Source organism: Chryseobacterium sp. GTID13, assembly GCF_056172655.1.
Genome location: NZ_JAOCMB010000004.1, coordinates 1 through 24926 on the forward strand (window position 1 = coordinate 1; position 24926 = coordinate 24926).

Annotated in this window: 29 protein-coding genes and 2 pseudogenes; 5 read left to right on the plus strand and 26 right to left on the minus strand. The window is 37.5% G+C overall.

Annotated features, from left to right (window positions below; all coding sequences use genetic code 11):
* Positions 1–252: 252 nt before the first annotated feature.
* Positions 253–1499: pseudogene (locus N4G44_RS05630) on the plus strand (site-specific integrase).
* Positions 1500–1835: 336 nt separating this feature from the next.
* Here the strand turns inward: N4G44_RS05630 and N4G44_RS05635 are convergent.
* Positions 1836–1982, minus strand: coding sequence for a hypothetical protein (locus tag N4G44_RS05635; RefSeq protein WP_474925091.1), 147 nt, complete (start codon positions 1980–1982; stop codon positions 1836–1838).
* Between the two features lie 223 nt (positions 1983–2205).
* On the opposite strand from N4G44_RS05635, the gene N4G44_RS05640 reads away from it, so the two are divergent.
* The 3 genes from N4G44_RS05640 (at position 2206) to N4G44_RS05650 (ending at position 4364) form a co-directional block, all read left to right on the plus strand.
* Positions 2206–3432, plus strand: coding sequence for a TPR end-of-group domain-containing protein (locus N4G44_RS05640; protein ID WP_474925094.1), 1227 nt, complete (start codon positions 2206–2208; stop codon positions 3430–3432).
* 367 nt (positions 3433–3799) lie between these two features.
* Positions 3800–4102, plus strand: a complete 303-nt coding sequence (locus N4G44_RS05645) for a helix-turn-helix domain-containing protein (RefSeq protein ID WP_474925097.1) — start codon at positions 3800–3802, stop codon at positions 4100–4102.
* Entirely contained in the window at positions 4080–4364 is a 285-nt protein-coding gene (locus N4G44_RS05650) for a helix-turn-helix domain-containing protein (RefSeq protein ID WP_474925099.1), read from the plus strand. The genes N4G44_RS05645 and N4G44_RS05650 overlap by 23 nt, the downstream gene beginning before the upstream one ends.
* Positions 4365–4864: 500 nt before the next feature.
* On the opposite strand, the gene N4G44_RS05655 is transcribed toward N4G44_RS05650, so the two are convergent.
* The 15 genes from N4G44_RS05655 to N4G44_RS05725 form a co-directional block, all read right to left on the minus strand.
* A complete protein-coding gene (locus N4G44_RS05655; RefSeq protein WP_474925102.1) occupies positions 4865–5128 on the minus strand; it encodes a hypothetical protein in 264 nt (87 codons plus the stop codon).
* Positions 5129–5186: 58 nt separating this feature from the next.
* Positions 5187–5771, minus strand: coding sequence for an SMI1/KNR4 family protein (locus N4G44_RS05660; protein ID WP_474925103.1), 585 nt, complete (start codon positions 5769–5771; stop codon positions 5187–5189).
* 67 nt (positions 5772–5838) lie between these two features.
* Positions 5839–6420: an SMI1/KNR4 family protein gene (locus tag N4G44_RS05665; RefSeq protein ID WP_474925108.1), complete on the minus strand. Its 582-nt coding sequence runs from the start codon at positions 6418–6420 to the stop codon at positions 5839–5841.
* Positions 6421–6422: 2 nt separating this feature from the next.
* Positions 6423–8360: an RHS repeat-associated core domain-containing protein gene (locus tag N4G44_RS05670; RefSeq protein ID WP_474925109.1), complete on the minus strand. Its 1938-nt coding sequence runs from the start codon at positions 8358–8360 to the stop codon at positions 6423–6425.
* 63 nt (positions 8361–8423) lie between these two features.
* Positions 8424–9368 carry a hypothetical protein gene (locus N4G44_RS05675; protein ID WP_474925110.1) on the minus strand — a complete coding sequence of 315 codons (945 nt, stop codon included), beginning with the start codon at positions 9366–9368 and terminating at the stop codon, positions 8424–8426.
* 2 nt (positions 9369–9370) lie between these two features.
* The gene (locus tag N4G44_RS05680) at positions 9371–9601 is read right to left on the minus strand and encodes a hypothetical protein (protein ID WP_474925114.1); all 231 of its coding nucleotides are present in this window, start codon (positions 9599–9601) and stop codon (positions 9371–9373) included.
* The gene (locus N4G44_RS05685; RefSeq protein ID WP_474925115.1) at positions 9594–10085 is read right to left on the minus strand and encodes a DUF6443 domain-containing protein; all 492 of its coding nucleotides are present in this window, start codon (positions 10083–10085) and stop codon (positions 9594–9596) included. Before N4G44_RS05685 ends, N4G44_RS05680 begins: the two co-directional genes overlap by 8 nt.
* An 11-nt stretch (positions 10086–10096) precedes the next feature.
* The gene (locus N4G44_RS05690; protein ID WP_474925117.1) at positions 10097–10576 is read right to left on the minus strand and encodes a hypothetical protein; all 480 of its coding nucleotides are present in this window, start codon (positions 10574–10576) and stop codon (positions 10097–10099) included.
* Positions 10560–10949 (minus strand): hypothetical protein, encoded by a 390-nt coding sequence (locus tag N4G44_RS05695; RefSeq protein ID WP_474925119.1) that lies wholly within the window; start codon positions 10947–10949, stop codon positions 10560–10562. Before N4G44_RS05695 ends, N4G44_RS05690 begins: the two co-directional genes overlap by 17 nt.
* 64 nt (positions 10950–11013) lie before the next feature.
* A complete protein-coding gene (locus N4G44_RS05700) occupies positions 11014–11250 on the minus strand; it encodes a hypothetical protein (protein WP_474925121.1) in 237 nt (78 codons plus the stop codon).
* Positions 11251–11498: 248 nt separating this feature from the next.
* Positions 11499–11645, minus strand: coding sequence for a hypothetical protein (locus tag N4G44_RS05705; protein ID WP_474925122.1), 147 nt, complete (start codon positions 11643–11645; stop codon positions 11499–11501).
* A gap of 333 nt (positions 11646–11978) precedes the next feature.
* Entirely contained in the window at positions 11979–12398 is a 420-nt protein-coding gene (locus N4G44_RS05710; RefSeq protein ID WP_474925123.1) for a hypothetical protein, read from the minus strand.
* Positions 12395–12646, minus strand: a complete 252-nt coding sequence (locus tag N4G44_RS05715) for a hypothetical protein (protein WP_474925125.1) — start codon at positions 12644–12646, stop codon at positions 12395–12397. The genes N4G44_RS05710 and N4G44_RS05715 overlap by 4 nt, the downstream gene beginning before the upstream one ends.
* A gap of 2 nt (positions 12647–12648) precedes the next feature.
* A complete protein-coding gene (locus tag N4G44_RS05720) occupies positions 12649–13389 on the minus strand; it encodes a hypothetical protein (protein ID WP_474925127.1) in 741 nt (246 codons plus the stop codon).
* A gap of 56 nt (positions 13390–13445) precedes the next feature.
* Positions 13446–15008 (minus strand): T9SS type A sorting domain-containing protein, encoded by a 1563-nt coding sequence (locus N4G44_RS05725; RefSeq protein WP_474925129.1) that lies wholly within the window; start codon positions 15006–15008, stop codon positions 13446–13448.
* An 842-nt stretch (positions 15009–15850) separates the two neighbouring features.
* Between N4G44_RS05725 and N4G44_RS05730 the strand changes: the two genes are divergently transcribed.
* On the plus strand, positions 15851–16156 hold the full coding sequence (locus N4G44_RS05730; RefSeq protein ID WP_474925130.1) for a hypothetical protein: 306 nt from the start codon (positions 15851–15853) through the stop codon (positions 16154–16156).
* A 47-nt stretch (positions 16157–16203) separates the two neighbouring features.
* Here N4G44_RS05730 and N4G44_RS05735 read toward each other — a convergent pair whose 3' ends face one another.
* The 10 genes and pseudogenes from N4G44_RS05735 to N4G44_RS05780 form a co-directional block, all read right to left on the minus strand.
* Positions 16204–16587: a RagB/SusD family nutrient uptake outer membrane protein gene (locus tag N4G44_RS05735; protein WP_474925181.1), complete on the minus strand. Its 384-nt coding sequence runs from the start codon at positions 16585–16587 to the stop codon at positions 16204–16206.
* Positions 16545–17553 (minus strand): annotated as a pseudogene (locus N4G44_RS05740) (RagB/SusD family nutrient uptake outer membrane protein). The gene N4G44_RS05735 and the pseudogene N4G44_RS05740 overlap by 43 nt, the downstream one beginning before the upstream one ends.
* 21 nt (positions 17554–17574) lie before the next feature.
* Positions 17575–18921 (minus strand): SusC/RagA family TonB-linked outer membrane protein, encoded by a 1347-nt coding sequence (locus N4G44_RS05745; protein ID WP_474925131.1) that lies wholly within the window; start codon positions 18919–18921, stop codon positions 17575–17577.
* A gap of 275 nt (positions 18922–19196) precedes the next feature.
* Positions 19197–20303, minus strand: coding sequence for a TonB-dependent receptor plug domain-containing protein (locus N4G44_RS05750; protein WP_474925183.1), 1107 nt, complete (start codon positions 20301–20303; stop codon positions 19197–19199).
* A gap of 38 nt (positions 20304–20341) precedes the next feature.
* Positions 20342–21130: an STN domain-containing protein gene (locus tag N4G44_RS05755; protein ID WP_474925132.1), complete on the minus strand. Its 789-nt coding sequence runs from the start codon at positions 21128–21130 to the stop codon at positions 20342–20344.
* Positions 21131–21267: 137 nt separating this feature from the next.
* Positions 21268–21726 (minus strand): FecR family protein, encoded by a 459-nt coding sequence (locus N4G44_RS05760; RefSeq protein WP_474925133.1) that lies wholly within the window; start codon positions 21724–21726, stop codon positions 21268–21270.
* Positions 21693–22148, minus strand: a complete 456-nt coding sequence (locus tag N4G44_RS05765; RefSeq protein WP_474925135.1) for a FecR domain-containing protein — start codon at positions 22146–22148, stop codon at positions 21693–21695. The genes N4G44_RS05760 and N4G44_RS05765 overlap by 34 nt, the downstream gene beginning before the upstream one ends.
* A 79-nt stretch (positions 22149–22227) precedes the next feature.
* Complete coding sequence (locus tag N4G44_RS05770) at positions 22228–22455, minus strand: hypothetical protein (protein WP_474925136.1); 228 nt, start codon at positions 22453–22455, stop codon at positions 22228–22230.
* A gap of 91 nt (positions 22456–22546) precedes the next feature.
* The gene (locus N4G44_RS05775) at positions 22547–23194 is read right to left on the minus strand and encodes an RNA polymerase sigma factor (RefSeq protein ID WP_474925137.1); all 648 of its coding nucleotides are present in this window, start codon (positions 23192–23194) and stop codon (positions 22547–22549) included.
* Between the two features lie 207 nt (positions 23195–23401).
* Positions 23402–24541, minus strand: coding sequence for a TlpA family protein disulfide reductase (locus N4G44_RS05780; protein ID WP_474925138.1), 1140 nt, complete (start codon positions 24539–24541; stop codon positions 23402–23404).
* Between the last annotated feature and the right edge of the window lie 385 nt (positions 24542–24926).

Genomic DNA, 24926 nt, shown 5'->3' on the forward strand with positions numbered 1-24926 from the left:
CAAAAAAGAAAAAGGAGGAAAAATGGAGCAAAGTGGCTACGGTAGCTGGGTTTTATTAAAATTGTTCTTTAAGCTTTCATGCAGGACAATGCATTAGAATGAAGCTACTGTGCAAAAGATAGGTTACTAAATCATTACCTGTTTTGAATTTAAGCTAAAACCGCTTTAGTAATACAGCACTCATCTGCGCTACCTTTCATACACAACTGTAACTCAACAGATTATAACTTAAAACATTAAAATCCTAGAGTTATGGAAACAACAAAAAGAAGCACTTTTAAGCTGCTATTTTATCTCAAAAAAATGCTCCTAAGAAAAACGGGATGGTAACTGTTATGGCCAGAATTACCATCAATGGAGAAATCGCTCAATTTAGTACGAAGCTTGACATAAGCCCCGAAAACTGGGACTTAAAGTATGGAAGGGTAAGCGGTAAAAGTAAAGAAGCACTGACCCTTAATCAGAAGCTCGGACAAGTACGGCTGCGTACTGAAGAATGTTATACTGCTTTACTTGGTAAGCAAGGCAGGGTAAAAGCTGAAGAGCTAAAAAATATAGTGCTGGGCAATAACATCAACGACCCCTCTATCGTTGCATTTTTTACACAGTTCAACAAGAACTTTAAAAAAATGGTGGACAATGGAACCCGGTCGGCTTCTACTTATGATAAATATGGCACGCTGCTTAAACATTTGCAAGACTATATTGCCACTAAACACAAAAAAGAAGATATTCCATTTAGTGATATGACACCAGAGTTCATCCAGGACTTTGATTTCTACCTCAGGGGTGATGTTGGTTTAAAACACAACAGCATTTGGGTGTATATGATAGGGCTGACTACAGTCACCAAGCTGGCGATCAAACGCAAGCTGCTCAATCATAATCCTTTCGATGAATATGAAAACAGCTGTAAAGAAACAAACCGGGGATACCTACTTAAAAAGGAGGTAGAACAACTAATAGCTCACCAGCCATCCAATGAAAGGCTGGAACTGGTAAAAGACCTTTTTCTTTTCAGTTGTTTTACAGGGTTATGCTATATAGATATTAAACGGCTGACCAAAAGTAACATCCAGGATTTCTTTGATGGTAAAAGCTGGATAATCACCCGTAGGAAAAAAACGGTGACTACTTCCAATGTACCCTTGCTCGATATACCCAAACTGATCATTGAAAAATATGAGGGCGTCTCAAAAGATGACCGGATCTTTCCTATGTCCTGTAATACGTCATGCAACAAGAACCTGAGAAAGTTATTCGGTGAAATAGAATCCTTAAAGAACCGGTATTTTACTTTTCACAGCGCCCGTCATACATTTGCTACCCTCTTACTTACCGAAGGTGTTCCACTGGAAACTTTAGGCAAAATGATGGGACATAAAATACTTTCCACTACTCAGATCTATGCTAAAATCATCAATGAAAAAATAGGTAAAGACATGGAGAAGGCGGCTGATAAAATAAAGGGCATGACGCAATTTTACCAAAGCGCTTAACAAACCTCACTGCCCAACAAGAGGCCGTCTCAAAGTATTTGAGGCGGTTTTTTCATTTTCGCAGGAGCGAGTCGGTCGTTTTCAGGTTTTTATGTTGCTAGTTGGAGCCCTGTTTCTGTCAATACTTTTTCCATTCCTCTGATCATAACGCTCTAACGCCTTTGTTGTGTTTGCTAGTATCAAAAACAGCTTCTATATCGGCTGGACAATTCCCCGCCTCAATAATGTTCTATTCTAAGGCTACTGTACTCGTTACAGATATAGACATATACCAGCGCCCTGAGCAGCATACGCGGATTATTGTAACTGGTGGTACCGCGACCTTTATACTGGCTGCTAAATACCATCAATATTCAAATGATCGATTATAATATTGATGATCCATACCGCGTGTGTCTTTTCTACCAACTCTTTCAGGTCCGCAGGCGGTAGCATGGTCTGCTGCTGATTGTATATTTTAAAGATGACGTCTGATTTACCCATGCATTATTAAACGACAACGCAACAACAACTACAAGACTCAGCAGTTTATTTTTATCTATATCTGTGAACAACCACAAAAAAGAGGTGTCCTTTTGAGCCGCCCTCTCTATCTTTACATAATCATAATTACGGAACAGTATAACTACGCATACATAAAACCTTGTGACCTGAAGAGCATAGAGTGCTGTAACCAACTCCTTTTTCTACTAAAACTAAATTGAACATGAAATCCTTGATCACTTTTGTTGCGGCACTTCTCTTTGCACTCTGCTCACTTGCACAAACCAATTCAGCCAACTGGAATACGTTCCTGGCAAAACTTTCCGATCTCTCAACGCAGTATAATACCCATTACACGGCTAAAGAATACCAAAAAGCTGAATGGGTGCTGAAAGAAGTAATTTCGAATTTGGATAAATTACAACTATCGCCGACGGAACAGAAGAAAGTCGAGTCCAATATCAGAATGATAAAAGCAAATTCTTTTTATAACCTCGCCTGTGTACAATCATTACTGGGGCAGAAAAAGCTGGCAATTGCTAGTTTTGAAAACGCGATCAATTTTGGTTATACCGAATACCAGCATGTCAAAAAGGATACTGATCTCGACAACATCCGCAAAGAGAAAAAATTCATATTACTGTTCGGGCAATTAAAACAATACGACAAGCTGCTATTGCTTCAGCAGTCAGGCAGCTACCATACCGAGTACAAAGACTCATTGCCTGCATTTTACTACCAGTCCGCAGATCAATCCAACCTCAAAGAAATACGACGGTACTTCAACCTTGATTCCATTTCAGGTAATGGCGACGAAGTATCAAGACTCATTAATGTGATGCTCTTTGTAACCCGAGAAATCGCCTACGACGGCACCAATTGGGCACTATGTGAGTTTGATGCCATAGATTTTTACAACTACCATAAGACAACCGGAAGGGGTATTAATTGCCGCCATAAGGCTATGACTCTTAATGAAATGTACCTGGCGTTGGGTTTTAAATCGCGCTACGTGACTTGTATGCCCAAAGATGACAAGGATACTGACTGTCATGTTATCAATTGTGTTTATTCCGAAACACTGAATAAATGGCTTTGGATGGATGCGTCCCACGGTATTTATGTGATGGACGAACATGACAGTATCCTGAGTATAGAAGAGGTGAGAGACCGCCTGAAAAACAACAGTCCACTGAAGTTGAACAAAGAAACACAAGTAACCAAAGACTGGTACCTCGACTACTATATGGCCAAAAACCTTTATTGGATACAATGTACCAACCAGAGCCGGTTCAATAACGAAAGCAGGTACCGGCCGCTGGACAAAGAGTTGCAATTCGTCTCCCTTGTGCCGTCGGGATTTGATGAAACGCAAAACCATTACTTGAAGGGCAACACAATTACACACGATCCCGCTTATTTCTGGAAACTGCCACTTAAGAAAAATTAAAACATTTATGTTGATTTTCTATTGAGTGCTATCTCTGTCTCCTGTAAGGCTTGCAAGTAGAACGGCCCAATTGTAGGATGCAAAAAAGTTATTCAGCTGCTATCTGAAATTTAAACTAAAATGCTGAAAGCGCGATAAAGGTTGTCCATACAGACAACCCCTATTAACAGCACGATCAGCGACTGTTCATAACAAAGTAAGGCCTGATCACACAGGCTGCTGTCCATAGCCAGCTCATGCTGTGTATGAGACAGCTTTTTTATATATACTCTTAGGCTTATTTAAGCCAAATTATACAACTGTTGGCAATTATCCACCCAGGGCTTGTAATCCAGTATAAGTTTACGATTATCAAAACCCGTGAACAATGGAAATAGTGTTTTTTGAAAAGGTCCAATTTATTGCCTTCACCACAGCGCTGGCAGAGGTATCAGTATTAACCAAAGAACTGGTTCGGCCTTATGAATACCTTGGAAGACCTGTAAAATGGCTGGATGCGCAGGAAGTCTGTATCCTGCTTAATATAAGTAAACGTAGCCTCCAATCTTATAAAGACCGTGGCTTACTTGCTGCCAGTTGTATCAACAGGAAGAATTATTTTAAATACGAAGATGTTGCAGTACTTCTCCAATCCAAACCCAAAATGCATGAAAGAATTAAAAGAAAATAACGATGAAGGGCAGGCATACTTAGATACGCTAAACCAAATAAAAAAAGAACTCTTATTTATCAGGGAACACTACCGCCCGGTATTCAATGGTGAAATCTTTTTATCAGGTCCAGAGGTTTGCTCGCGACTGCATATCAGCAAGCGCACACTTCAACAGTACAGGGATGATCGGCTATTGCCTTATATTCAAATAGAAGGCAAAATACTATTTAAAGAATCAGATATCCTGAAACTGCTGAAAAGCAACTACAAAAGAAAATAAAAAATATTTTTCAAAATTTATATATATGTTTAATTTTGATCTTGGTGTTTTTCATAGGTTATTTAACAGCCGGAGTTTCCACTCTGGCTATATTTGTGAATTCCGCCTAAGTTTTATCAATTATATTTTCCATGCTAATCACTCTTTGATATCTGAAATTACTACTCACTGTTTGATAGAAAAATAAAGCGCCGAAATTCAGCGCTCTATTCATTATCAATTATATATTCTAAATTATTGCCATATCATCGTTTTCAAATTTGTATATAAATTCTGAAAACGAATTGGCTAGTAAAACGGCATCATTTTCTTCCATTCCAACAAAAGGAATAGAATAAACCTTCTTATCATGATAAATATACCTGTACCGCCTCTGTAGCCTTCCGTGTTTCAATATTATTCTTAATTTTTTTGAAAAAATCTTTTTTATTGTCCATTTGTTTTTTTGAAAAATAATCAGCGCATCAAACGACACGCTGATTATAGATTATTTATGTATGTTATTCTTCATATTTTTCAATTTTCCACTCATCACCTGCTGTTTCTCGCCATGCATGACTTCCATTACTTATTAACAAAATATCTTTAAGACTTGGATCAATCTTCAAAACTTCTTCGAGACTGATAACTCTTGCATCTTCTTCCGTAATATTCTCTTCTTTGCTAAAAAATTGCCAATCTCCTTCTTCATCCTTGAAAACGGATACAATAGGTGAGTCATTTTCTAAAACAAATCTTGTTGTTATAGCTGATAAATTTTTCATTAATTTTCAAATTGTATAATTAGCGGATTGTTATTAATCCGCTAATTATGTGTCCTATTTAATATGGCAGTGTAGAAGCATCCTCATCTATCTCTCTTCCTTCATCATCAAAGAAAGTATACAAACGCTTTAATTCGGAAACTAACATTTCTTCAAAAGATGCCCATTGAACTTTTGATGTTGCATCATACCTTTCACAACAGTGCACTATATTAGTGTCTTTATCGATGTACAGACGTGATCCGTCCCATTGATAGCTGCCGATAAAAAAATAACTATCTTTCGAATTATCGGGCCGTTCATATAAATTGGCAGAAATTGGAGAAAAAGGCTGTCTTGAATTTGCCTTAGGATTTCTAGTTAGTTGTCTTCTTAGCCCGTATAAACTTAAAGTTGCGGTTAGAATCATCAGACCATTACTAAATTCTTTCAAAAACTTCTTATATTCTTGAGGTATTTCTGTTTTTAGTTGTTCTTCAAGGTTTCCGATTTCAATATTCTCCAGCTTTGGGAAAATTTCATTGATCCAAGCTTCAGTACCAAGGTGAGGTGCCTTGCCAATTAAGATAGCGCCATCACTAGAATTTGCTATTCCTAAATTTTGGAAATTATAAATGAGCCCATTGATTTCTTTATTGTACATCTATAAATATTATTCATTTGAAAGAAATGGGAATTAGCGCAAACGGGTTACGCTAATTCTGTTTGTTTTAATATGGAAGTGTTGAAACATCCTCATTAATCTCTTTTCCTTTGTTATCAAATAGCTGATATAAACGTCTTAATTCAGAGACTAACATTTCTTGAAAAGAATTCCATTGAACCTTTGAAGTAGCATCGTCTGGTGAACCACAATGTACTATATTAGTATCCTTGTCTATATATAAGAGTGAACCATCCCACTGATATCCTCCAATAAAAAAATAACTATCTTTAGCATTTTCTGGTCTCTCATATTTGTTTGGTGTGAGAATCGAAAATGGCTGTCTTGAATTTGCTTTTGGATCACGATTCAACTGCCTTCGATATCCGTCAAGACTTAAGGTAGATGATAAAAAATTTCCTCCATTACTATAATTCATCAAAAACTCCTTGTAACTTTCGGGAATTGTAGTTTCCAATTCTTTTTCCAATAAAGTTACTTCTTCACTATTTAGTTTTGGATATATAATGTTTAGCCATGCCTCTGGGCCTTTAAAAGGTACGTGACCAATTAACATAGCTCCATCGCTTGAGTTTCCAATACCTAAATTTTCAAACTTATAAATAAGTGTATTTATTTCTTTGTACATTTTTATTCAATTTTACGATTTTTTAATGGCCCCGTAGTTTCATTTTTAAAATTTCCTTTATGTCTGTCTAAATGCTCTTTTTGAGTAACAAATTCAATATTATTAGGGTCTCCCGCTTTGTCTGGATGATGTTTAACATTGTTAATGTGATGTCCCTTCATTCCTTTTACTTTACCATTTTCTTTCAACTCTTTTAACTGTGCTGAAGTCCATCTTCTTGTACCATCTTTACCACTTTCAACTAATTTTTTCTCATCTTTCCAAGCTTTCCTAACAGCACCCTGACGTTGACTATTTAAACTAGGTGTTTTCTTTTCATTTCCAGAATCACTCTTCATATTATCATGAGTGTTCTTAAAAATAGCAGCAGCACCCGCTACTTCAATAGTCCCCTTCAAAATTAAGCCACTACTAACAGCTGCACCTGGTCCTCCTGCCACAGCTCCTACACCAGTAGAAGAAGCCGCAGTAGATAAAGCCAATCCTCCTGTTCCTCCTCCAATACTTCCTATACCATCCGTCGCCATTAGGGCTCCCAACACTAAAGAGGCTCCATGTCCGTTACTCACCCCGTTTCTATAGGATTGAGAATTGGAGCCGTACTTATTCCTCAAATTAGACCCCGCTACATTGTCAATCATTGTAAGGGCAAATCCTTTCAAATGTTGGCAACATTCGCCATCCACAGCATCTACAGCAGCATTTCCGTCAGGATCTGTAAATCGTATAGGATTGTTTAATGTATAACTGTAAGGCGACCAATCAGAAAATTCTTCACTCAACGGGTCAGGGCTCATCCATCGTACCCCGTCATTCATATACATACGGCTTCCAAAATCATAGAAACCTGTTTCCTGTAATTCCTTTTTCCCGAACTTGTAATTTTTATAACTGCCCGGCCCGAAATAAGCATTACCTGTTTTCAGGTGATTCATCCCGAAAGGATAATAATCATTGCTGTCAACAATTTCCAGAGCACCTGCGCTGTTTCTGGCGAAACTTACCCTCACATTTCCTAAATGATCTGAGTAATTGTAAATATATTGATTTTTTGTATAATCATAAAAGCCCTCAGCCGTAGGAAAAAATTGCAGGTCGGGTATTTTGGCAAATGAATCCATGGCGTCAAACAAATCCAGTGAATAAGCTTGTGGCTCCATTGCTCTTGAAAAGGATTCTGATGATCCCGGATCACCATTCCCTCCTGTACTGCTGGAAGTAGATTTAAAATACTGAAATCCATCTAAATAATCTGTCACCTGTGTGGTGGTTTCGGTTCCCGAAAAACCTATTGTAGTTTTAACAAATTCTTTTCTGAGCTTTACGCCATCTGCACGGTATTTTGTACTGATCTGCGTAGTGATCTGGTCAGAACCAATGTTCACCACATCTGGAAGATTCAGGTGGTTATAGCTGATATTCGTAATTTGCTTATCCAGCATAATTTTAATATTCCCGTTGGCGTCATAAACTATTGGTCCGCCGGCTGCACCTTCATACCCTGTACTATTTGCCTTGTTATCCTTAATTTTTATAGCCTGATTACCAACATTGGTATACACAAGATCATCTATAACCGTCGGCGTAGTATTTCCGTATTCCATTACGGATGTCCTGTACAGACTAGTGATATTTCCATTCAAATCATAGGATAATGATTCCGTATTTTCTATGCTGTTCGGGTTAATGGGGTTTTGATAATATCCTGCGGTTAACCTGTCTAATTTGTCATAAGCATAACCGTATCTCTTTGGATTAAGGGAAGGATAAGCTCCCAATGTTTCTATACTTCTCCAATCTATTTCAGCTATATTCCCATTGTATCTTGGAATTACATTTTTTCCTGAAAATAAAACGGGGTCAGGATTTTCTATACCATCTTTGCTGTTGTATTTTGCTTTAAAAGCAAACAATTTTCCTCCCAAATCAGGCAGACCCATCTGGTTTCTGTTAATGGCAGTAAGCCACCCCTGATATTGTAATCGTAATCTATACTCTGTAAATTATCTGCCAACTTTCTTGTTGATAAGCTGCGAAAGCTCATCATAGGTATTTTCAGCCAAAAGCTGTTCAGGTTTATCATCTACCTGATGGTAATGCTGCTTCAGTCTGTTCTGGTCATCATACACGAATCTTTCCTTTACTATGACTTCACCTTGGTCATATCTCGATTTTTTATGAGCGGTAACCTTCTGCTTTACCATACCGGCAAAATCATACTCTATTTTAGTATTGGTATATCCGGCCAGGTGATTGATAGAATTAGTTCCTATTATTCGGCCCTTAGTATCGTACCAATTGAAATTCATGGTCCAAGCACCATCTTCTATATTTTTCAAGTAGGATGCCACAGGAAGTCCGGAGGTATTTTTCGATTTACCCTGACCCGGCTGGGCTAATACCTTCTGTCCCAATATTGTCGTTGGAATTTCAACCTGTATATTCGTTGGATAGCTATCATAATAATTAACCGTAAGAATAGTCATACTTCCGGTAGGAAATGCATTTTTGGTATAATAGATAACCAGGTTGTTCAGCGTGAAAGAAGTCTCAGTTCTTGTTTCATTATTCCCTGCATTGGCAGTCATATTATTAACAGCAGTCTGGATCGCTATTCTTGTGGCTGTATTGCTAAAAAATCCTGTATAAACAATCCTGTCGAACTGATCGTACTTCGTGAATAGCCAGCCTCTTGCTCCAAAACTGTTTATAGTTGTTCTTAATACCGCATCCTGGGTAAGTATCAGTCTGTCCTGCTTATCATAAACCATCAAATCCCAGCCTTTTCCCGGAAGTTTTTTTCTGCCAGATCGGTAACGGCTGTCATATCTGTACTGGTAGCAAAGGTTGTCCAGCACTGTAGTGTCCCGGTGTGGCAATAGCAGCAGCGGGAGGTATAATGTATGCCAGCTGTTCATATTCATTATAAACATAGTAGGTATCTGCATTTTCAGATGGACTCAAGAACCTTCCTTGATAATATGGTCTGCCCTCTGCCGTTTTTAAATTCTATGGTTTTATTTCCATCCTCATCTGTTGTTGTATTTTTATACAATTGTCCTTCTGTAAAAAAAGAAGATTGGGACACGGAAGAAATGTATATTTTATTGGTTGCATCCCACGAAGTAACCGTCTCGTATTTCTTTACGTTGTCATTCTGCCTGTTGGTCCCTTCAGCCATACTGAACAGGTTTTGTACTCCATGCGGTTCCTGGCTGGGTCAACTGCTGGATTCTGTCTAGCGGGGAGTTCTCAAACTGTTTTTCAGAGAAGATTTTTTCTCCTGCATAAATGTTCCCGGGATCAGCTACAGGATAAGAAACTGCACCAGAAGCTTGTTGGTACATGGCTCCGCCTGTAGATGAATTCTGTGGAACAGGAAAATATTCTCTTGCCTGTCTTCCTATATTGTCATAAATAAAAGGAGTAACCAAATCTCTTCCTAACGGAGATGCTTTGACATTAACCGTCTGCTTAAGTCTGCCCAGCCCGTCAAAATACTGTACGGTTTGTGATTTCTTTTTAGATGGGTCAGATACTTTTGTAGAGTCAAGATAGTTTATGGACTGTACATAGTTCTCTGTATCTGTTGTCTGGGCATAAGACATCCCTAACGAGCTACAAAGCCAATACAGTAGTATTTTTGTTATTAAGTATTTTTTCATAAGACGTGTTTTTATGGTTTGTAGTTGTATTTGAATTCTTTAAGGATATTTCCGGTTTTATCATTTTCCCTTACTTCTTTCAGTCTTCCGTAGGTATCATACAGATAAACTTCTCTTATCCCGGATGGAGGGGTAATACTGGTTACTCCTTTCAGAAGGTCATAAGTAAAGGTGGTAATCCTGTATCCTTTAAGGGCACTGTTATTTCTGAAGGTATCAAGAGCATTGATCAGGTCTGGTTCCGTATTTGGATCAGAAGCATCATTATCAGAAGCAGTAACAATGGATGCGATCAGTCCTAAACCTGCAAGCTGATCATAGGATATACCTTCAATCTGGGCAATAGGCTGAGTGCTACTATAACCCCATACAAATGCAATAGGGGTTCCTGTCTTTTCTGTGTACTGAAGGATATTTCCATTGGTATCATATTTATCATATTTCAGCTCAGAGGTGACTGTTCCGTTAGGAATATCATATGCTTTTACCAATTGTGGCAGGATCAGGTTTCCTGTTTCGGAAGTAGGTAATGATACCCGGATAAACCGTTTCTGCTTTTGATAATGTTTTTGTGGCAGTGCCTATAGTCTGGCTTGTGACAGTTTCCAGAGGAATCCCGATCATATTTTGTCCTATCATCAGCTGGTTACCTTTTTCATGAGCATAGCTGTAGGCGGTTTCATTAATTCTTCCATCAGAAAAGGTAGTCTTCTGGCGGCCTAGCTGATAATGGGCAGGGTTAGTATAGAAATATTCTGTTTCAGTCTTTACCGGAATACCTTCTAAATAATCTGTCGTCTTTTGAGATTTTAAATAATGCCAGTAAGAAACAGTCCTATATTCATTGATATTGAGATTGTCCAAGATCTGGCAAGATTAACCGAAGTGTCCTTACTGCTAATCCGGTACATTTGTTATTAGGCAGTACCTACATCTGACTGCGGTACACGATGTATGGATGCGAAAGAGAGTCTGCACAGTTCGGATGGTCAAATAATTTTTTACCAGTAAAATTTTTAAGCTCAAACGTGGCTGCATCATTTTTTTCATAAATGTTTTCTTTCTCCTGAATAATATCCAGAGTGGAAGAACCGGAATTTTTTCTGAAGATTAAAGATTTTAGCTCGGTACCATTATCCCAGCCTTTATTGGTCCACGGGACCACTGGTTATTCCACCGGGACCCCATATATTGGAACCTGGATCATCCCTGTGAACCATGAATTCTTTCATTTCACCTCCGTTCTCAAAGTTGGTCTCCACCTTCACTGATGGTTACAACAGGATAAAGGCAGCTCATGGTGCCAGTATCATACAGCGGTATCAGGCTGCTTGAAGAAAGGACAATATCTGAGTTTTCTACTAAACCGTTACAAGCGTGCCATTTGAACCACTACCTGGTGATCCATAACAATCAGTTCTGCCATTTAACCATATCAGCATAATAGGTTTTGTTGCCCTTAAGGCCGGAAGAATGGTTAATATCATCCTTATGGGCATAATAATATCTCTTATAGACAGGCACATTTGAAACAGGATCTACATCTTTTGTAGATTTCACCCTTACTCCTCCGGTATCAAGGTTGGTGAAAAAGGTCTGTGGAGCTGTCTGGAAATAAGATATATTGGTAGCATTATATTACTGCACATAAAATCAGCATGTACTTATACTGGTATAGATTACTACCTGCAACTGCATTGAAGGAAATGTTTTTGGTCCTGCTATCTCTTGTCAGATGATAAATAGTACCATCGATTAACCTGTACATGATCCTGAATAATGGCCGGAGCCGGCAAAACTGTTGCATTCAGGGATTGAATTGGCTGATAATACAGCCCTAATCGTAATGGGTCTGATCCATTACGCGATACAATAGTATATTCAACAGTTCTGTCATCTATGTATTATGCTGTCTGTGTCTACATCGAGGTATTGGGTATAAAGCTCTGGCATAATTGTTTTCTCTCCCCAATAAGTATTTCCTTCGTACTCTAGCTCGGTATAACCCTTAGTGGGATACGTTACTTTCTTCAGCATTCCAAGCTTTGAATAAAGAGGATTAGGCTCTTTATCTGCCCCTCCATAGGCCATATTTTGACAGCCCGTAATCAGGAATATTCCTTGGAACAAGATTGCCATTAAACGCCTTGTTATAATAGCCCCAATGATCCTGTGACTTGGAAAGTCTTTCTGGAAAATCCTGCGGGTTATCATATTCAAAGCTGTATTTTTTCTGGGGATCTTTAAAGGTGATCCCGGTAAGAAAGTTTCTTTTATTAACGGTATTGAGATAATCAAACCCAGTACTTTCAATAATTTCCCCGTTTCTGCCTAAGAAGACGGATTGTTTTTACTTTTACATTTCCATCCACATCAAGGACAGAACTATTGGCTTCATATTCAAATGTAACAGACCCGTCAGCTGTATTATTACTACTGATAGAAGTAATTCTTTTTCCGGAGACCTGCATGGTACTACTGACTATTGGTCCGATAGAAGGTGCCATGGAATATCCTGAACCCTGGCACAAAGGTTGCGTTCCAGGGAACCCCACTGACATTCTTAAAGTCTGGGATTGGGAGGAAGTATATTCAGCAAGTGTGCTGGCTTCGTAATTGAAATAAATTTCATCTCCGTTTGGATTTGACGATCTTGGTAAGGTACCATGCGGTAATAGCACCGGATGGTGTGGAATGTCCGTCTCCTGTACTTGTATAAACAGTACGATTCAGTTTCGGTAAAATAATATTTTTCACCATCGGCTACAGTTAGTGTAAACCACCCATGGCCTGTTTTTTCGATCTTTATAGCTTGCTGATCTACGATATGAGGCTGCCCAGCCTGATCATAGAAAAACTTGCCGGAGTAACCATTAAAGTTAAAAGAATACAGGTCAGCTTCTGTATCTACAGCATCGGTGGCATTTCCTACCGTATACAAAAATTGATTGGTTACAGGGTTAGTGTAAGCTCCACTAACCGTTTCAGGTGTTGTGATATGGGTTGATGCTTCATCTGCCCGGTCTCTTACCATTCTGGTAATAACTCCTCCAAAATTAAGATTCCATCCTAAACCGACATTGGTAGAAAGTTCATCTACTTTGATCCCGTTGGATGAGTAGGAAAGACTTAAAGGCAGATCAATATTTCCTGTTTTATAGGTAAATAAAGGAACTGATATATTGGGTGATCCTGTAAAAAGTCCTACAGGCACATTCCCATAATTTCCCAGTGCATATGCTGTAGGAGAAGGTGGAATGATATTGGGCAGGGTTGCATTGGTTGTGGACTGCTGTGCCTGCATAAAACTTGATCAGCAGCAAAGCAGCCGGTATTAATATTTTTCTCATTTGATGTTTATTATTTCTTTATTAGTTTAGCACTTGCTGTTTTATTATTATCCGTTTTTATCGTCACCAGATAAGCCCCCTGAATCAAGTTCTGGGTATTAATCTTCGTTACTTTATTCTTAGTTTTCAAACTCTGAAGCTGTCTTCCTGCCATATCATAAAGCATAATATCAGCTTCTTTAAAATCATAGCCTATTTCCACATAAGCATAATCTGAAACAGGGTTAGGATAAATTTTAATATCCTGCTTTTCAATTAACTGGTCAAGCTGTTTATCTCCCAGCTTTACAATCTTCCAGTTCTCTTTTCCAAGCTCTTCTGCGCTGGTTCCGGCCAGAATGATTGAGCCGTCTCTGTTTAGTTTTATATCAGATAATCTTTCTTCTCTTTTTCTGGATTCTCCTTTTACATGCTTTCTCCACTTTTCATTACCATCCTGATCCAGGTAAAGCATCCAGAAAGTTTCATCATTAGTCTGTATCTTTCCTTCTGCCTGAGTATAGCCACCCAAAAGAATTCCTTTGGAAGATTTATCATCCGCTGAATGAAGTACGCTTGTTCCCATCAGGATATCCCTGTTTCCGAAATTGTAGGATTTCTGCCAAAGCTCTTCTCCTCTTTCGTTTAAGGAAATTAACCAAAGATCCGTTCCTTCTTCTATTCCTACGGTTTTGTTTCCTGATCTTTCGGATCTGGATTCTCCACCTATTAAATAACCTGAAGAGGTTAAAACTAATGTTCTTATATGATCATCGGCTTTTCCTCCAAAGTCCTTTTCCCATTCTACTTTGTTATCCTTAGAGATTTTTACTACCCAAAAATCGCCTTCACCAAAATTTTCGGTTTTCTTTGACCCTCCTATAGAACTTCTTGAATATATCCCTAGCAATACACCGCCATCTTTAGTGGGAATCATTTTTTCAACTTCGTCTAATCCTTTTCCGCCCAAAACAGATTGAGATAGTTCTTTTCCATCCTTATCAAGCTTTACAATAAGAACATCTTTGGAACCGTAACCCTTGGATGAACCCTGAGCCTGTCGAAGGGTGATATTTCCGGCAACAAAAAATCCTAAATCTGTACTTTGGATAACAGATCGTGCTTCTTGATCAGATTTCGACGCTAAAGATTTCTGCCACAATTCATCACCATTTTCATTCAACCTGATAAGCCATATCTGGCTTCCTCCTTTTGATTCTTCCTTTTTATCCAAACCTTTTCGAGAGTACGAGGTGCCAGAAATCAAAAACCCTCCTTCCTGGGTAGCCACAGAAGCTGACAAATAATCGTGGTTATTCCCGGAGAAATATTTTTCCCAAACCTCTTTCCCTTGCTGGTCAAGTTTTATCAAGTGATAATCGTATCCGTTGTTTTGTTTTGAGGTCACTGATTGCGTTGAAGGGCTGGATTGAATGGAGCTTCCAGTGATTAAGTATTGCCCGTCTATAGTTGTAGTAACCTGGTTTAAAAAATCCTGGGTTGAGGATTTGATGTCTTTCTGCCAAAGTACTTCCTGGGCATTCATTGTAAAAATAGTACACATGATAAGTGCACCTGAGTAAGTTTTTTTCATAGGCATTTGTATGTTGGTTAACGCGCCAAATATAGAATGATCATCTATAATGGCGCAATAGGTAAAAACCCCATATTTTAAAGGGGTATTTTACGGTGTAATTCTTAGAAATGTAAGCAGTACTACTTTTTCGTTTCTACAGCAAAGCTACAAAGCCATAGCGTCAAAACTTGTCGCAATAAATTGTATATACAAAAATATCTTAGAATATTTACGAGAGGGATAATCCAACTTTTAGATTGATTGTTTGAACAATAAAACCTCAGGCACTCTGCTGCATAGATAGTGTTAATAATAGGTCTTTTTCAGTCAAGCTCCGGTATAAACACTACACTGTTCATTACAACATAAGTTAGGCTAAAAGCGTTCGTCCGATACTATTTACCCATTAGCTGCCACTATTTACCCTATAATTGTCACTATTTACCCTATAATTGCCACTATTTATGCACTTTTTTTATTTTATTTTTAGACCTTTACAGTAGCTAAATGATAACGTTTTTCTTAAAAGTTAAGGTTGTTCCTTAGTTAGTTTTCATGACCAGCCATCAATCATCAGTATTGGTAGCTGGTTTTTAACCCCAACTCAAATAGGAGAGATTTTGCCCGCCGTATGGCTGTTTGAATATTTTTCATAATAATTATTTATGGTTGTGCCCCTTAACAACTTTATAAGTTGGAGCAAATGTAATCCCAGCAAGGGATGTACCTCATGAGAATTATATAACCCTCTCCAGATTGTAAAAGTAACCCATAGGTTATATCAAACACCTGTGCCTTTGCAATCTTACTTACGGCAATAATCTTATTGCCTAATTATTAATAATAAAATAGATAACAAAATGAAAAACCTTAAAACAAAAATCGGAATGGTTGCAGTATCTTTAATTATTGGTGTTGCAGCTATGTCATTTTCAATGACAGATAAAAATAATAACAAAGGAGAGGATGATCTACTACGTTGGCGCTATATCCCTAATACATCCGCTGGGGAGAGTAATCAATCCAATTACGAACTCGCAGGAAGCACGCCAGATTGTGATGTGATGAACACTTCAGTAATTTGTACTATTGAAGCTCCGGAAGATGGAAGTACAGGCTTACCAGATTTAAGTCAGGCAACTGTACTAAGCCACAAGTTTGAATAATAAGAAAGGATAGCTTAAATGCTATCCTTTCTTATTGTGTAGAAAACTTATGGGTTTTGTGGCATTCCAGTTATTTGTATTACCTTATCCGGTATCTGGTATACATACCTGTCGCTATTAGGCAGCAACTCATATTCCCTACCATTTATTTTTCTTTTTAAGGTAACTGCAAAATTGGGTTCTTTATTTAACCTTCGCAGGTCTAACCACCTAAGCCCTCTAAAAATTAATTCTTTTCTCCGCTCTTTTAAAATTTTTATCAGCAGCTCATTAACATCTGTTATGGCTACCGGTATAAAAGTACCAGTTTTATATCGATTAGTTAATAGCGTATTTAAATCCTGTAATGCTAAATCTACTTTATTGCTTCTTGCATAACACTCCGCCCTTATAAGCAGTAATTCTCCTGTAGTAATACCTGAAAAAAAGATTGATCGCTATTTGTGTAGGTACCTCTAAAAGCATGGCTACCATCTGGGTTTCTGCTAAAAAACAATAGTTTTCTCAAATCATTTTCTTCATAAGAATTATATAATAGGGTATCTGTTTTAAACGTTGGCGCATAGAATATAGCGGGGGCACCATTTATAGTATAAAAAATAGTTTCCTTGTTTAGCCTGGTAAAAGGGTAGGATGCATTTGCGTTTATACCATTATAATTAAGTAATTGAGGGGTGTATTCGGTTAGTGCTTTATTGGCATAAAGCAATGCTTTGTCATACTGGCGCATAGTAAGGTACACCCTAGCCATAAATGATACAGTTATTTGTTTATTGGGCCTTGTTGCAAAAGCAGAGCTTTCATTTAACAGCGTGACTGCCGTTTCTAAATCGGTAATTACCTGGTCATAACATTGCTGAACGGTGCTCCTGGTTGTTTTTTCATTAAAGTCAGAAGTCATACGTAATGCGATGCCCCAATCAGTACCGGCAGTTGCTGCATCATATTGCTTTGAAAATAGCTGTAATAGGCAAAAAAGAATGGGCTCTGCCAAATAATGCTTGTCCTTTAATATCATCTTTCTGTTGTTGGGTGCCATCAGTAATATTATTTTCAGCTATTGCATCTAAAACAATATTTTTATAATACACAGCTCTATAGGCTGTTGACCAAACGTTACTTTCACTGGCATTAAAAATATCTTTGTCCCATATATACTCATTATGATCTATTAAAGATGCGGCAAGCCAATCTTCAGTTAGTAGATAATAGTCATCGGAGGCTCTTTCCCCATCAGTAAGAGTTGCTGATAGGCCATAGTTTAAAAGTGCTTGAACATCCTGAACAGTAGTGGGTATTACCTGTTTTTTATCGGGTTTTTCGTCAAGAAACTTTTTGCAACCGGGTACAGTTATTGTTATAAATATAATAGATACGGCTATAAAAATACGGGTCATAAACAATTTGCTTTGTGTGATTTAAAAATTAGCTTTTATACCCATTGCATAAGTGCGGGGTAAAGGAAAAAAAGCCTGAGTATAATAATCAGGATCAATCCCCTTTTTGTTGGCCCTCCACAAAATCCCTATATTGTTTATATAGCCGTACAGCTCAATTTGCTTTATAGTTGTTTCTTTAAGGGTTTTCTGTTTGAGCTGGTATGACAGGTTAATATCCTGTAATCTTATATGATCTCCTTTCTCCACTACAGCATCGGAGTTTGCATAAAAAGCATCGCGATTGCTATTGGCTGGATATACCATCGATGGCACGGTTGTTTTTAGTTCATCGCCGGGCTGTTGCCAGCGCAAAGCATAGTCTGAATGTGTGTACCAGACACTAAAGAGATTGTAATAACTTATAGTGCTCCTGCGGAAATAATATCCCAGCTTGTATACAATATTGGCAGAGAGGCTTATGTTTTTATACCGTATGGCATTTCTGAAAGAGCCAAATACTACCGGCACCGCTGAACCGTTATACACCAATGTTTGTGGGGAAGCAGATACAATTTTAGAATAGTTGGTGCTTACCTCACCATCTAAATAACCCTGCGGATCGCCTGTTTGCGGGTTAAGCCCTGCCCAGGCATAGCTAAAAATAGCATACACAGGCTTACCCACTATAGGACTTACCAGGTTACCTAAACCTACAAAAGAGCTTGCCACGGTTGCCTGTATACCATATTGGGTAATTTTGTTTTTGGCATACCCAAAAATAAGATCGGCAGCGTAACCTACTGTAGTATTATCCTTAGTAACAAAGTGCAGCTCAATATCCCATCCGCTACCTTTCATGTTAGCCACATTTCCCCTATAGCCAGGTTTTAAGGAAGGCAGTACAACGCCTGTTGTGGGGTCAATAGGCGCTTCACCTATCAGGTCCGTACCTTTTTTGGTATAATAATCAATACTGCCAGATAGTCTATTGTTGCCGGTTCTAAAATCAATACCCAGGTTGATCATCCTGGATTTCTCCCACCTTAGCTCTGGGTTCCCGGAGCTTCGTACCGTTGCCTCCTGTAATCCTGTAACAGCATTGGGAATAGAAGAATAGCTTAAAGTGGTATAGGCAGAAAGTGTATTATCTACATTGCCATTATAACCATAAGTAAACCTTGCCTTTAGGTAAGGTAAAAAATCTACATGGTAAAAAGCCTCTTTACTTATATGCCAGCTAAGCCCGGCAGACCATAAGGGCACACCTTTTTGGTTAGAGTTTACACCAAAAAGGTTGGAAGCATCCCGCCGCAGGCTTGCTGATAAAATATACCGGTTAAGGAACGTGTATGCGGCATTTGCAAAAGTAGATGTGTACCTAAGCATATTATCAGAAAAATTAGTGGGGTTATCTATTTTAACGTTTCCCCTAATGTTCCTAAAGGTTGGCAAAAGGTCAATATAATTTACATTGCCGTAAGTGAGTATATCATTATTATAACCATAGGTTCTATATATGTTGGATTTGGTGTGCGATTGCCTTATTTCAGCGCCAGCAATTGCTGTAACTTCATTTTTATGGTTCCAAGTCCTGTTAAAGTTTAATTGCGCCCTGCCTGCATGAGAAAATAGTTGAGCGTTATTTTTATCCAATATACCACCTAAAGGAATCGCGTAAGAAATGGCATTGCCATTAATTTGAGAAAACTGATTGATAAGATTTCTTGTATAATAAGTTGCCTGAGAATAATAATTGTTTGCACCCCGCTTTGCGTTTGGTATTGATATTTTACATCAATACCAAACCCCGATAAGAATTCGTAATTAATACCGGTGTTTAAACGTAATTCTGTTTGCAAAGAGGAGTTATCAGCCAATGCTAATTCATCCAGTGGTCTCCACTGCCAGTCTAACAACTTACCCATCCCTACAGTATCTAAATATGCCAGCCTGTAATCTTTAGGCACAGCTAAAGCATTGCCATTTTCATCTGCCAGCCTTGCATAAGGATATAGCTTTTTAGATGTGGGATTTAAGGCTGTAGTAAGGCTATTATCCTCAGCTTTGGTTTGGCTAAAGGCAATTGTTGAAAATATTTGAAGGTTTTTAACGGGCTTAAAATTATTGGTAGAGGTAAGAGTGAGCCTTGAACGTTCATCATGTTTTTGACTGGAATTAATTTTATCCCACCCGGCAGACATGTAATAATTATACTTATCTGTTCCGCCTTTATAGTTAATAGCATATTGCTGATTAATGCTATTTTGGTAGAAATATTTTTTGAGATCGTTTCGTACATCATTCCCCGTTAATTGTTGTAACAGCTCATTAGCCTCTGCTTCGGAGATAAGACCACTTTTTTGCTGCGAAAGTATTTCAACTGCCGGCGATACATAAGGCCGTCTAGTAGTATTATTTAAAGTACTGTTATAATAACCTTTGCCAAACAAAAATTTTTCAACTTCTATAAAATCAGAAGAAGCCATTTCAGGGGAATAATACAGATCTGGCTTAGAACCTATGGTAACATTGCTATTTATTTGTAAGCTAGGCTTATTAGCGTACCTGCCTTTTTTAGTAGTAATTACAATTACCCCGTTGGCAGACCTTACACCCCATATAGATGCGGCAGCAGCATCTTTAAGCAGGGTTATATTTTCTATATCATTGGGGTTAATATTATCAATATCTCCATCATAAGGAAAATTGTCCACCACAATCAAAGGTTCAGCATTTCCAAAAATTGTACTTCTGCCTCTAATAGAAATTTTCTCTCCGCCTGTTCTTCTGTCAAAATATACACTGCTTACTCCTCCAACCTGCTCAAAATATCCGAGCTTATACGTCTGTTAATAAGTGGCTCACCTATTGTTTCAAAAGAGCCGGTAGCCCTTTCTTTTGAAAGTGTTTGGTAACCTGTGGCAACCGGAATGTTGATGTTTTCAATTTCTGCTATTTTGTTCTCCACTTCAATTTTTAAGAAATTTCCGGTTACAGTAATTTCCCGGTCATAAATATTTACGCCACTTAAAATGAGAATAGCGCCTATTTCAATGTTATTTAAAGTAAACCATCCTTTATTATCAGTGTAAGTACCTATAGCCCTATTATTTTTTAAGCTAACACTTACGCCAACAATGGGCTCTCCCTGTATATTAGTTATCTGCCCCGTTACATCAATTAATTTTGCAGAAGAAGGTTGTTGCTTTCTATTAGTAAGTGGGTTATTCTTTATATAGATTACTTTATTTTTAAGATTATAGGTAAGTGGCAACCCTTCAAGGCACTTATTCATTACCTCTTCAATACGGGCACTTTTAACTGATATAGTAATGTTACCTGCTTTTTTCAACTGTTCTTCGGTATAAAAAAACAAATAGGTTGTCTGCGATTCAATTTTCTTAAATATATTTTCGAGGGAAACATTATTTTCCTGTAACGTAATACCCTGCCCAAAACTGCTTTGGGGTTTTACAAAGAATAAAATTAATAACACAAGTGTTGCTATTAGTTTATTTGCTTTACAAAGCAAATAATAACTGTTTCTGCCATGAACGGAAAATAAAAACTCTAATTCAGGTGGTTTTAAATACATACCTCTATAATGCCCGGTTTACACACCGGGAGGTTTGGATGAAAAAATAAGCAGTCTGATGTTGACTTCTACTATATTGCTTGTTTCAGCTTTTTGTTAATACTAAAAGCTGAAAAATATTCTTGTATTTTTGCAGATCATTTTAATACGGTAATAGTTCTTCCCTCAATGCCAAACCTTACCCCGCCGGTTTGCTCCAATATTTCCAAAAAGGCTGCAAGGCTTACGTTTCTGGGTATTTTTCCTGTAAAATGTTGCGACACTTTATTTTGATACTGTACATTTACATTGTACCAACGAGTTGCCTGTTGTAAAACATCCTGTATAGTAGCACCTTTAAATTGGAATAAGCCATTTTTCCAGGCAATTTGCTGCTCTGTATTAACGCCGGTTTTTATTGTAGATTCTCCATTTGCATTAATTACAGATTGCTGTCCGGGCTTTAAAATATAAGCGGATGTATTTTTTACTATTTTTACAGCTCCCTCTAACAATGTTACGTTTGTATAGTTATCATCACTATAAGAATTAACATTAAAATGAGTGCCTAATACCTCTACTTTTAAACCTGTTGAGGTGGAAACAATAAACGGCATTTTTTTCCATTCTTATCAAGATGTTTTGCCACCTCAAAATATACTTCGCCATTTATTTGTACTGCCCTTGAATTTCCAGTAAACGCGGTTGGAAACTTGATGCTGCTACCTGCGTTAAGCCAGGCAGTAGTACCATCATTAAGTATTACATTAAACTGTTTACCCATAGGCGTTACCAATGTATTATAAGATGTTTCTTTTACATGCTGGTAACTTAACTGCCCTGAATACTTTTGTGCATTAAGATTGTTTTGAAGATTAATTGTTCCGTCTTGCATGCTATCTAAACTAATTTGTGTGTTATCTTCTAAAAACAGAATGGCTCCATTACTTCCCGGTGGTACGTCATTTTTAAATCGCTCAGTTATAGGTTGGTTGGCCAAATTGACTTGGGATATAGTTTTGCCCTGCTTACTAAGCATCCATAAATAAGAAGGTACGATAACCAGTATTACGGCAGCAGCCCATTTAAGTATAGGTTTAATTACAAATGGCCTTTCTTTATGTTCTATTTTTTTCTAATCTTAGAAATGATTCTACAGCCTGCATTTTATTAGTCAAATCGGGAAGCCTTCGGCTAAAGTCAACATCAATTTCGTTTTGTAATAATGTCTGGTGTTCAGGTTGCTGAACCAATTTCAAAAATTCAGACAGTTCTTCCTGACTTAAGGATTGCCCTAAATACCTCTTTAGAAGCTGGCTAAACCTTTGATGAGATTGATTTTCCATGTGTATTGTTTTTCATCTCACTAACACTTATAAAACATGTATAACTATTACGACGTGCACAGCTCAAAAAAGTATTAGTAGCTAAGAAAGATTATTTTAGTAATGCTAAGGAAATTAATAAAGAAATAAATTGTACCTTATTTACCTTAATACATTCCTTTATTTGTTTAAGTGCTGTAGAGATATGTACGCGAACTGTGTTTACGCTTATATTCATTTCTTGTGCGATGGCTTGATAGCTCAACCCCCTTTCTCTGCTAAGCAGGTAAGCCTGGCGTTGCTTATAAGGTAGTTGTTCAATAGCGAGCGTTAAAAACTGTTTTTGTTGACGGAGTATTAATTGTTCTTCGGGATTATTTTCTTCCTCCATAAAGCATTCTTTCAGTCGTTGCTGGTACTGCTGCTGGCTAAGGTTTTTGCGAATAAAACTAATAATTTCGTTTCTAGCCACCCTGAAAAACCATGCCTCAAAATTTTCTATTGCAGCCAATTTGCTACGCTTTTCCCACACTTTTAGGAAGCATTGTTGTACAATATCTTCTGCCAGATCACCAACTTTTAAGTATTTCAAAGCAATGCTATAAATTCGTCCATAATATTGATAATAGAGCTGTTGAAAAGCGATAGTGTCGCCTTTCGCTACCTTATAAAGTATATCCTTATTAAAAATAAATGTGCTTGGGTTCAATTGCAGAAACTCTTGTTGCTTTAATTTACAAAAATAAATTGAAGAGGACATCGCTTTAATTTATTTTATCGCTGATAATAAAAAATTGTATTTCTCTTTTTTGTTTTATAAGCCTAAGTCCCTGCTTTTCCAACCATTTTTGAAGAGTTGCAAACTCTGTTTTTCCGGGAGGAAGATTAATATCCAGATTTTGTGTTACTCCGGATTCATCTACAACATATAACGGAAGCTCTCTATTCAAATACTCGGTTAAAACAGCTATAGGAAGATTACGGATTTTCTTTTCATCACTATATTGATCATATAAATCAAGGAAAGAATTTCCTCCTTTGGTATATGCTTTTTTATTTCTTTTTTAGAAGTAAGTACGTAACAATCTGCTTCTTTCATTTCAAACTTTGCTGTTAAACCCAGGTAACGCTTCAGATCAGAAGCCGCTTGTTGTTTAATTTCAATTGCAGTACAAGGTTTGGTTATTAGTTCATAACAATATATATTTTTCTCGCGCCACTCTTTTTTACTTTCACTGCAAGATGAATCCCAACGTAATTGCAACGGATTGGCAACATCAAAAATAATGCGGCTCTCAGGGTAATTTGTAACATCAGTATATGCAATTGCAAAAAGCTGGGGTATAGTACAATTTATTCCGACAAGCCTTGATATTGGTTTAGCTAATTTATCACTAATTCTTGGCTGCACTAAATTCATACCTGGTATAGACGCCGATAGCAGGGATCGATATTTTAAAGTGTAGTTGTAGCCCCCATTGCCATTAATAAAAAGTGGGCTGCTATAATCAAAATCAATATAATCTTCTTTTAAATGAAAATTTACTTTTTTATTGTCAATAACTTTCTGCACATTGTCCTCTGTAATCTGTTGGTAATCGGTAGTAGACAGCAAGGTTCCATTACTGCTAATCCAAACATAATGGGGCACCGACCTGTAAGGAAACATTGAACTTAACAGCGAATCATCCGAAATCTTTGAAATAGTAAGATTTATTCCTTTTTGCTTGGCAAATCGTAAAAGAAAGTCTTCAGCCCTCTGCTCTTTTTCTTTTGTAACCGTGACGATTTTTATCTGATCTTTAAATTGATTCTGTAATCTCTGCATATCCGGTAAATGTTGAATACAAGGAACACATGTTGTAGCCCAAAAATCGATAATGATAAGCTTGCTTTTGTAGTCGTTAAACGTACTTTGTACCCCAGAAGCAGAGGTTCGTAAGGGCGTATTCCAAAAAGTTTCGGGAAGCGAATCGCCAATTTTAATAGCGGTTTGCTTAGGAGATGTAGATTGAGCAAAAGCATTTTGCATAATTATTATACTACTACAAATACATAATACGCATTTTAAAGCCAGGGTTATTTTTTTATTCAGGTGGAAAATCATGAACCAGTTTTTACTTTTGTAATTACAGTTATATAGAACGCCAACTATATACGACGCATGAGTAAATAAAAAGTATTAGTATAGCTGAAATTTTTTTTCGGTCGGATATGGATAATGATATTTATTGAAGTAATGAAATGATGTAAAGCGGCAGTTTTTGAAAGAAAAATATTATCTTGTGTTTGTTTTTAATTCTACATATATTCTAATTGGTGGAGGGCGAGGCTTCGGCTTTGAAAGCTGGGGGCTTCGCTTTCTAATTATAGTAAACTACCAACCCATATATCATGTCCCATTTCTGTAAAGGAATGGGAATTTTATTTTATGTGGAAACAACAACCCTGTCAATAATCAACTAACAAAAAGGCCCGTCCTGGAAAGGACA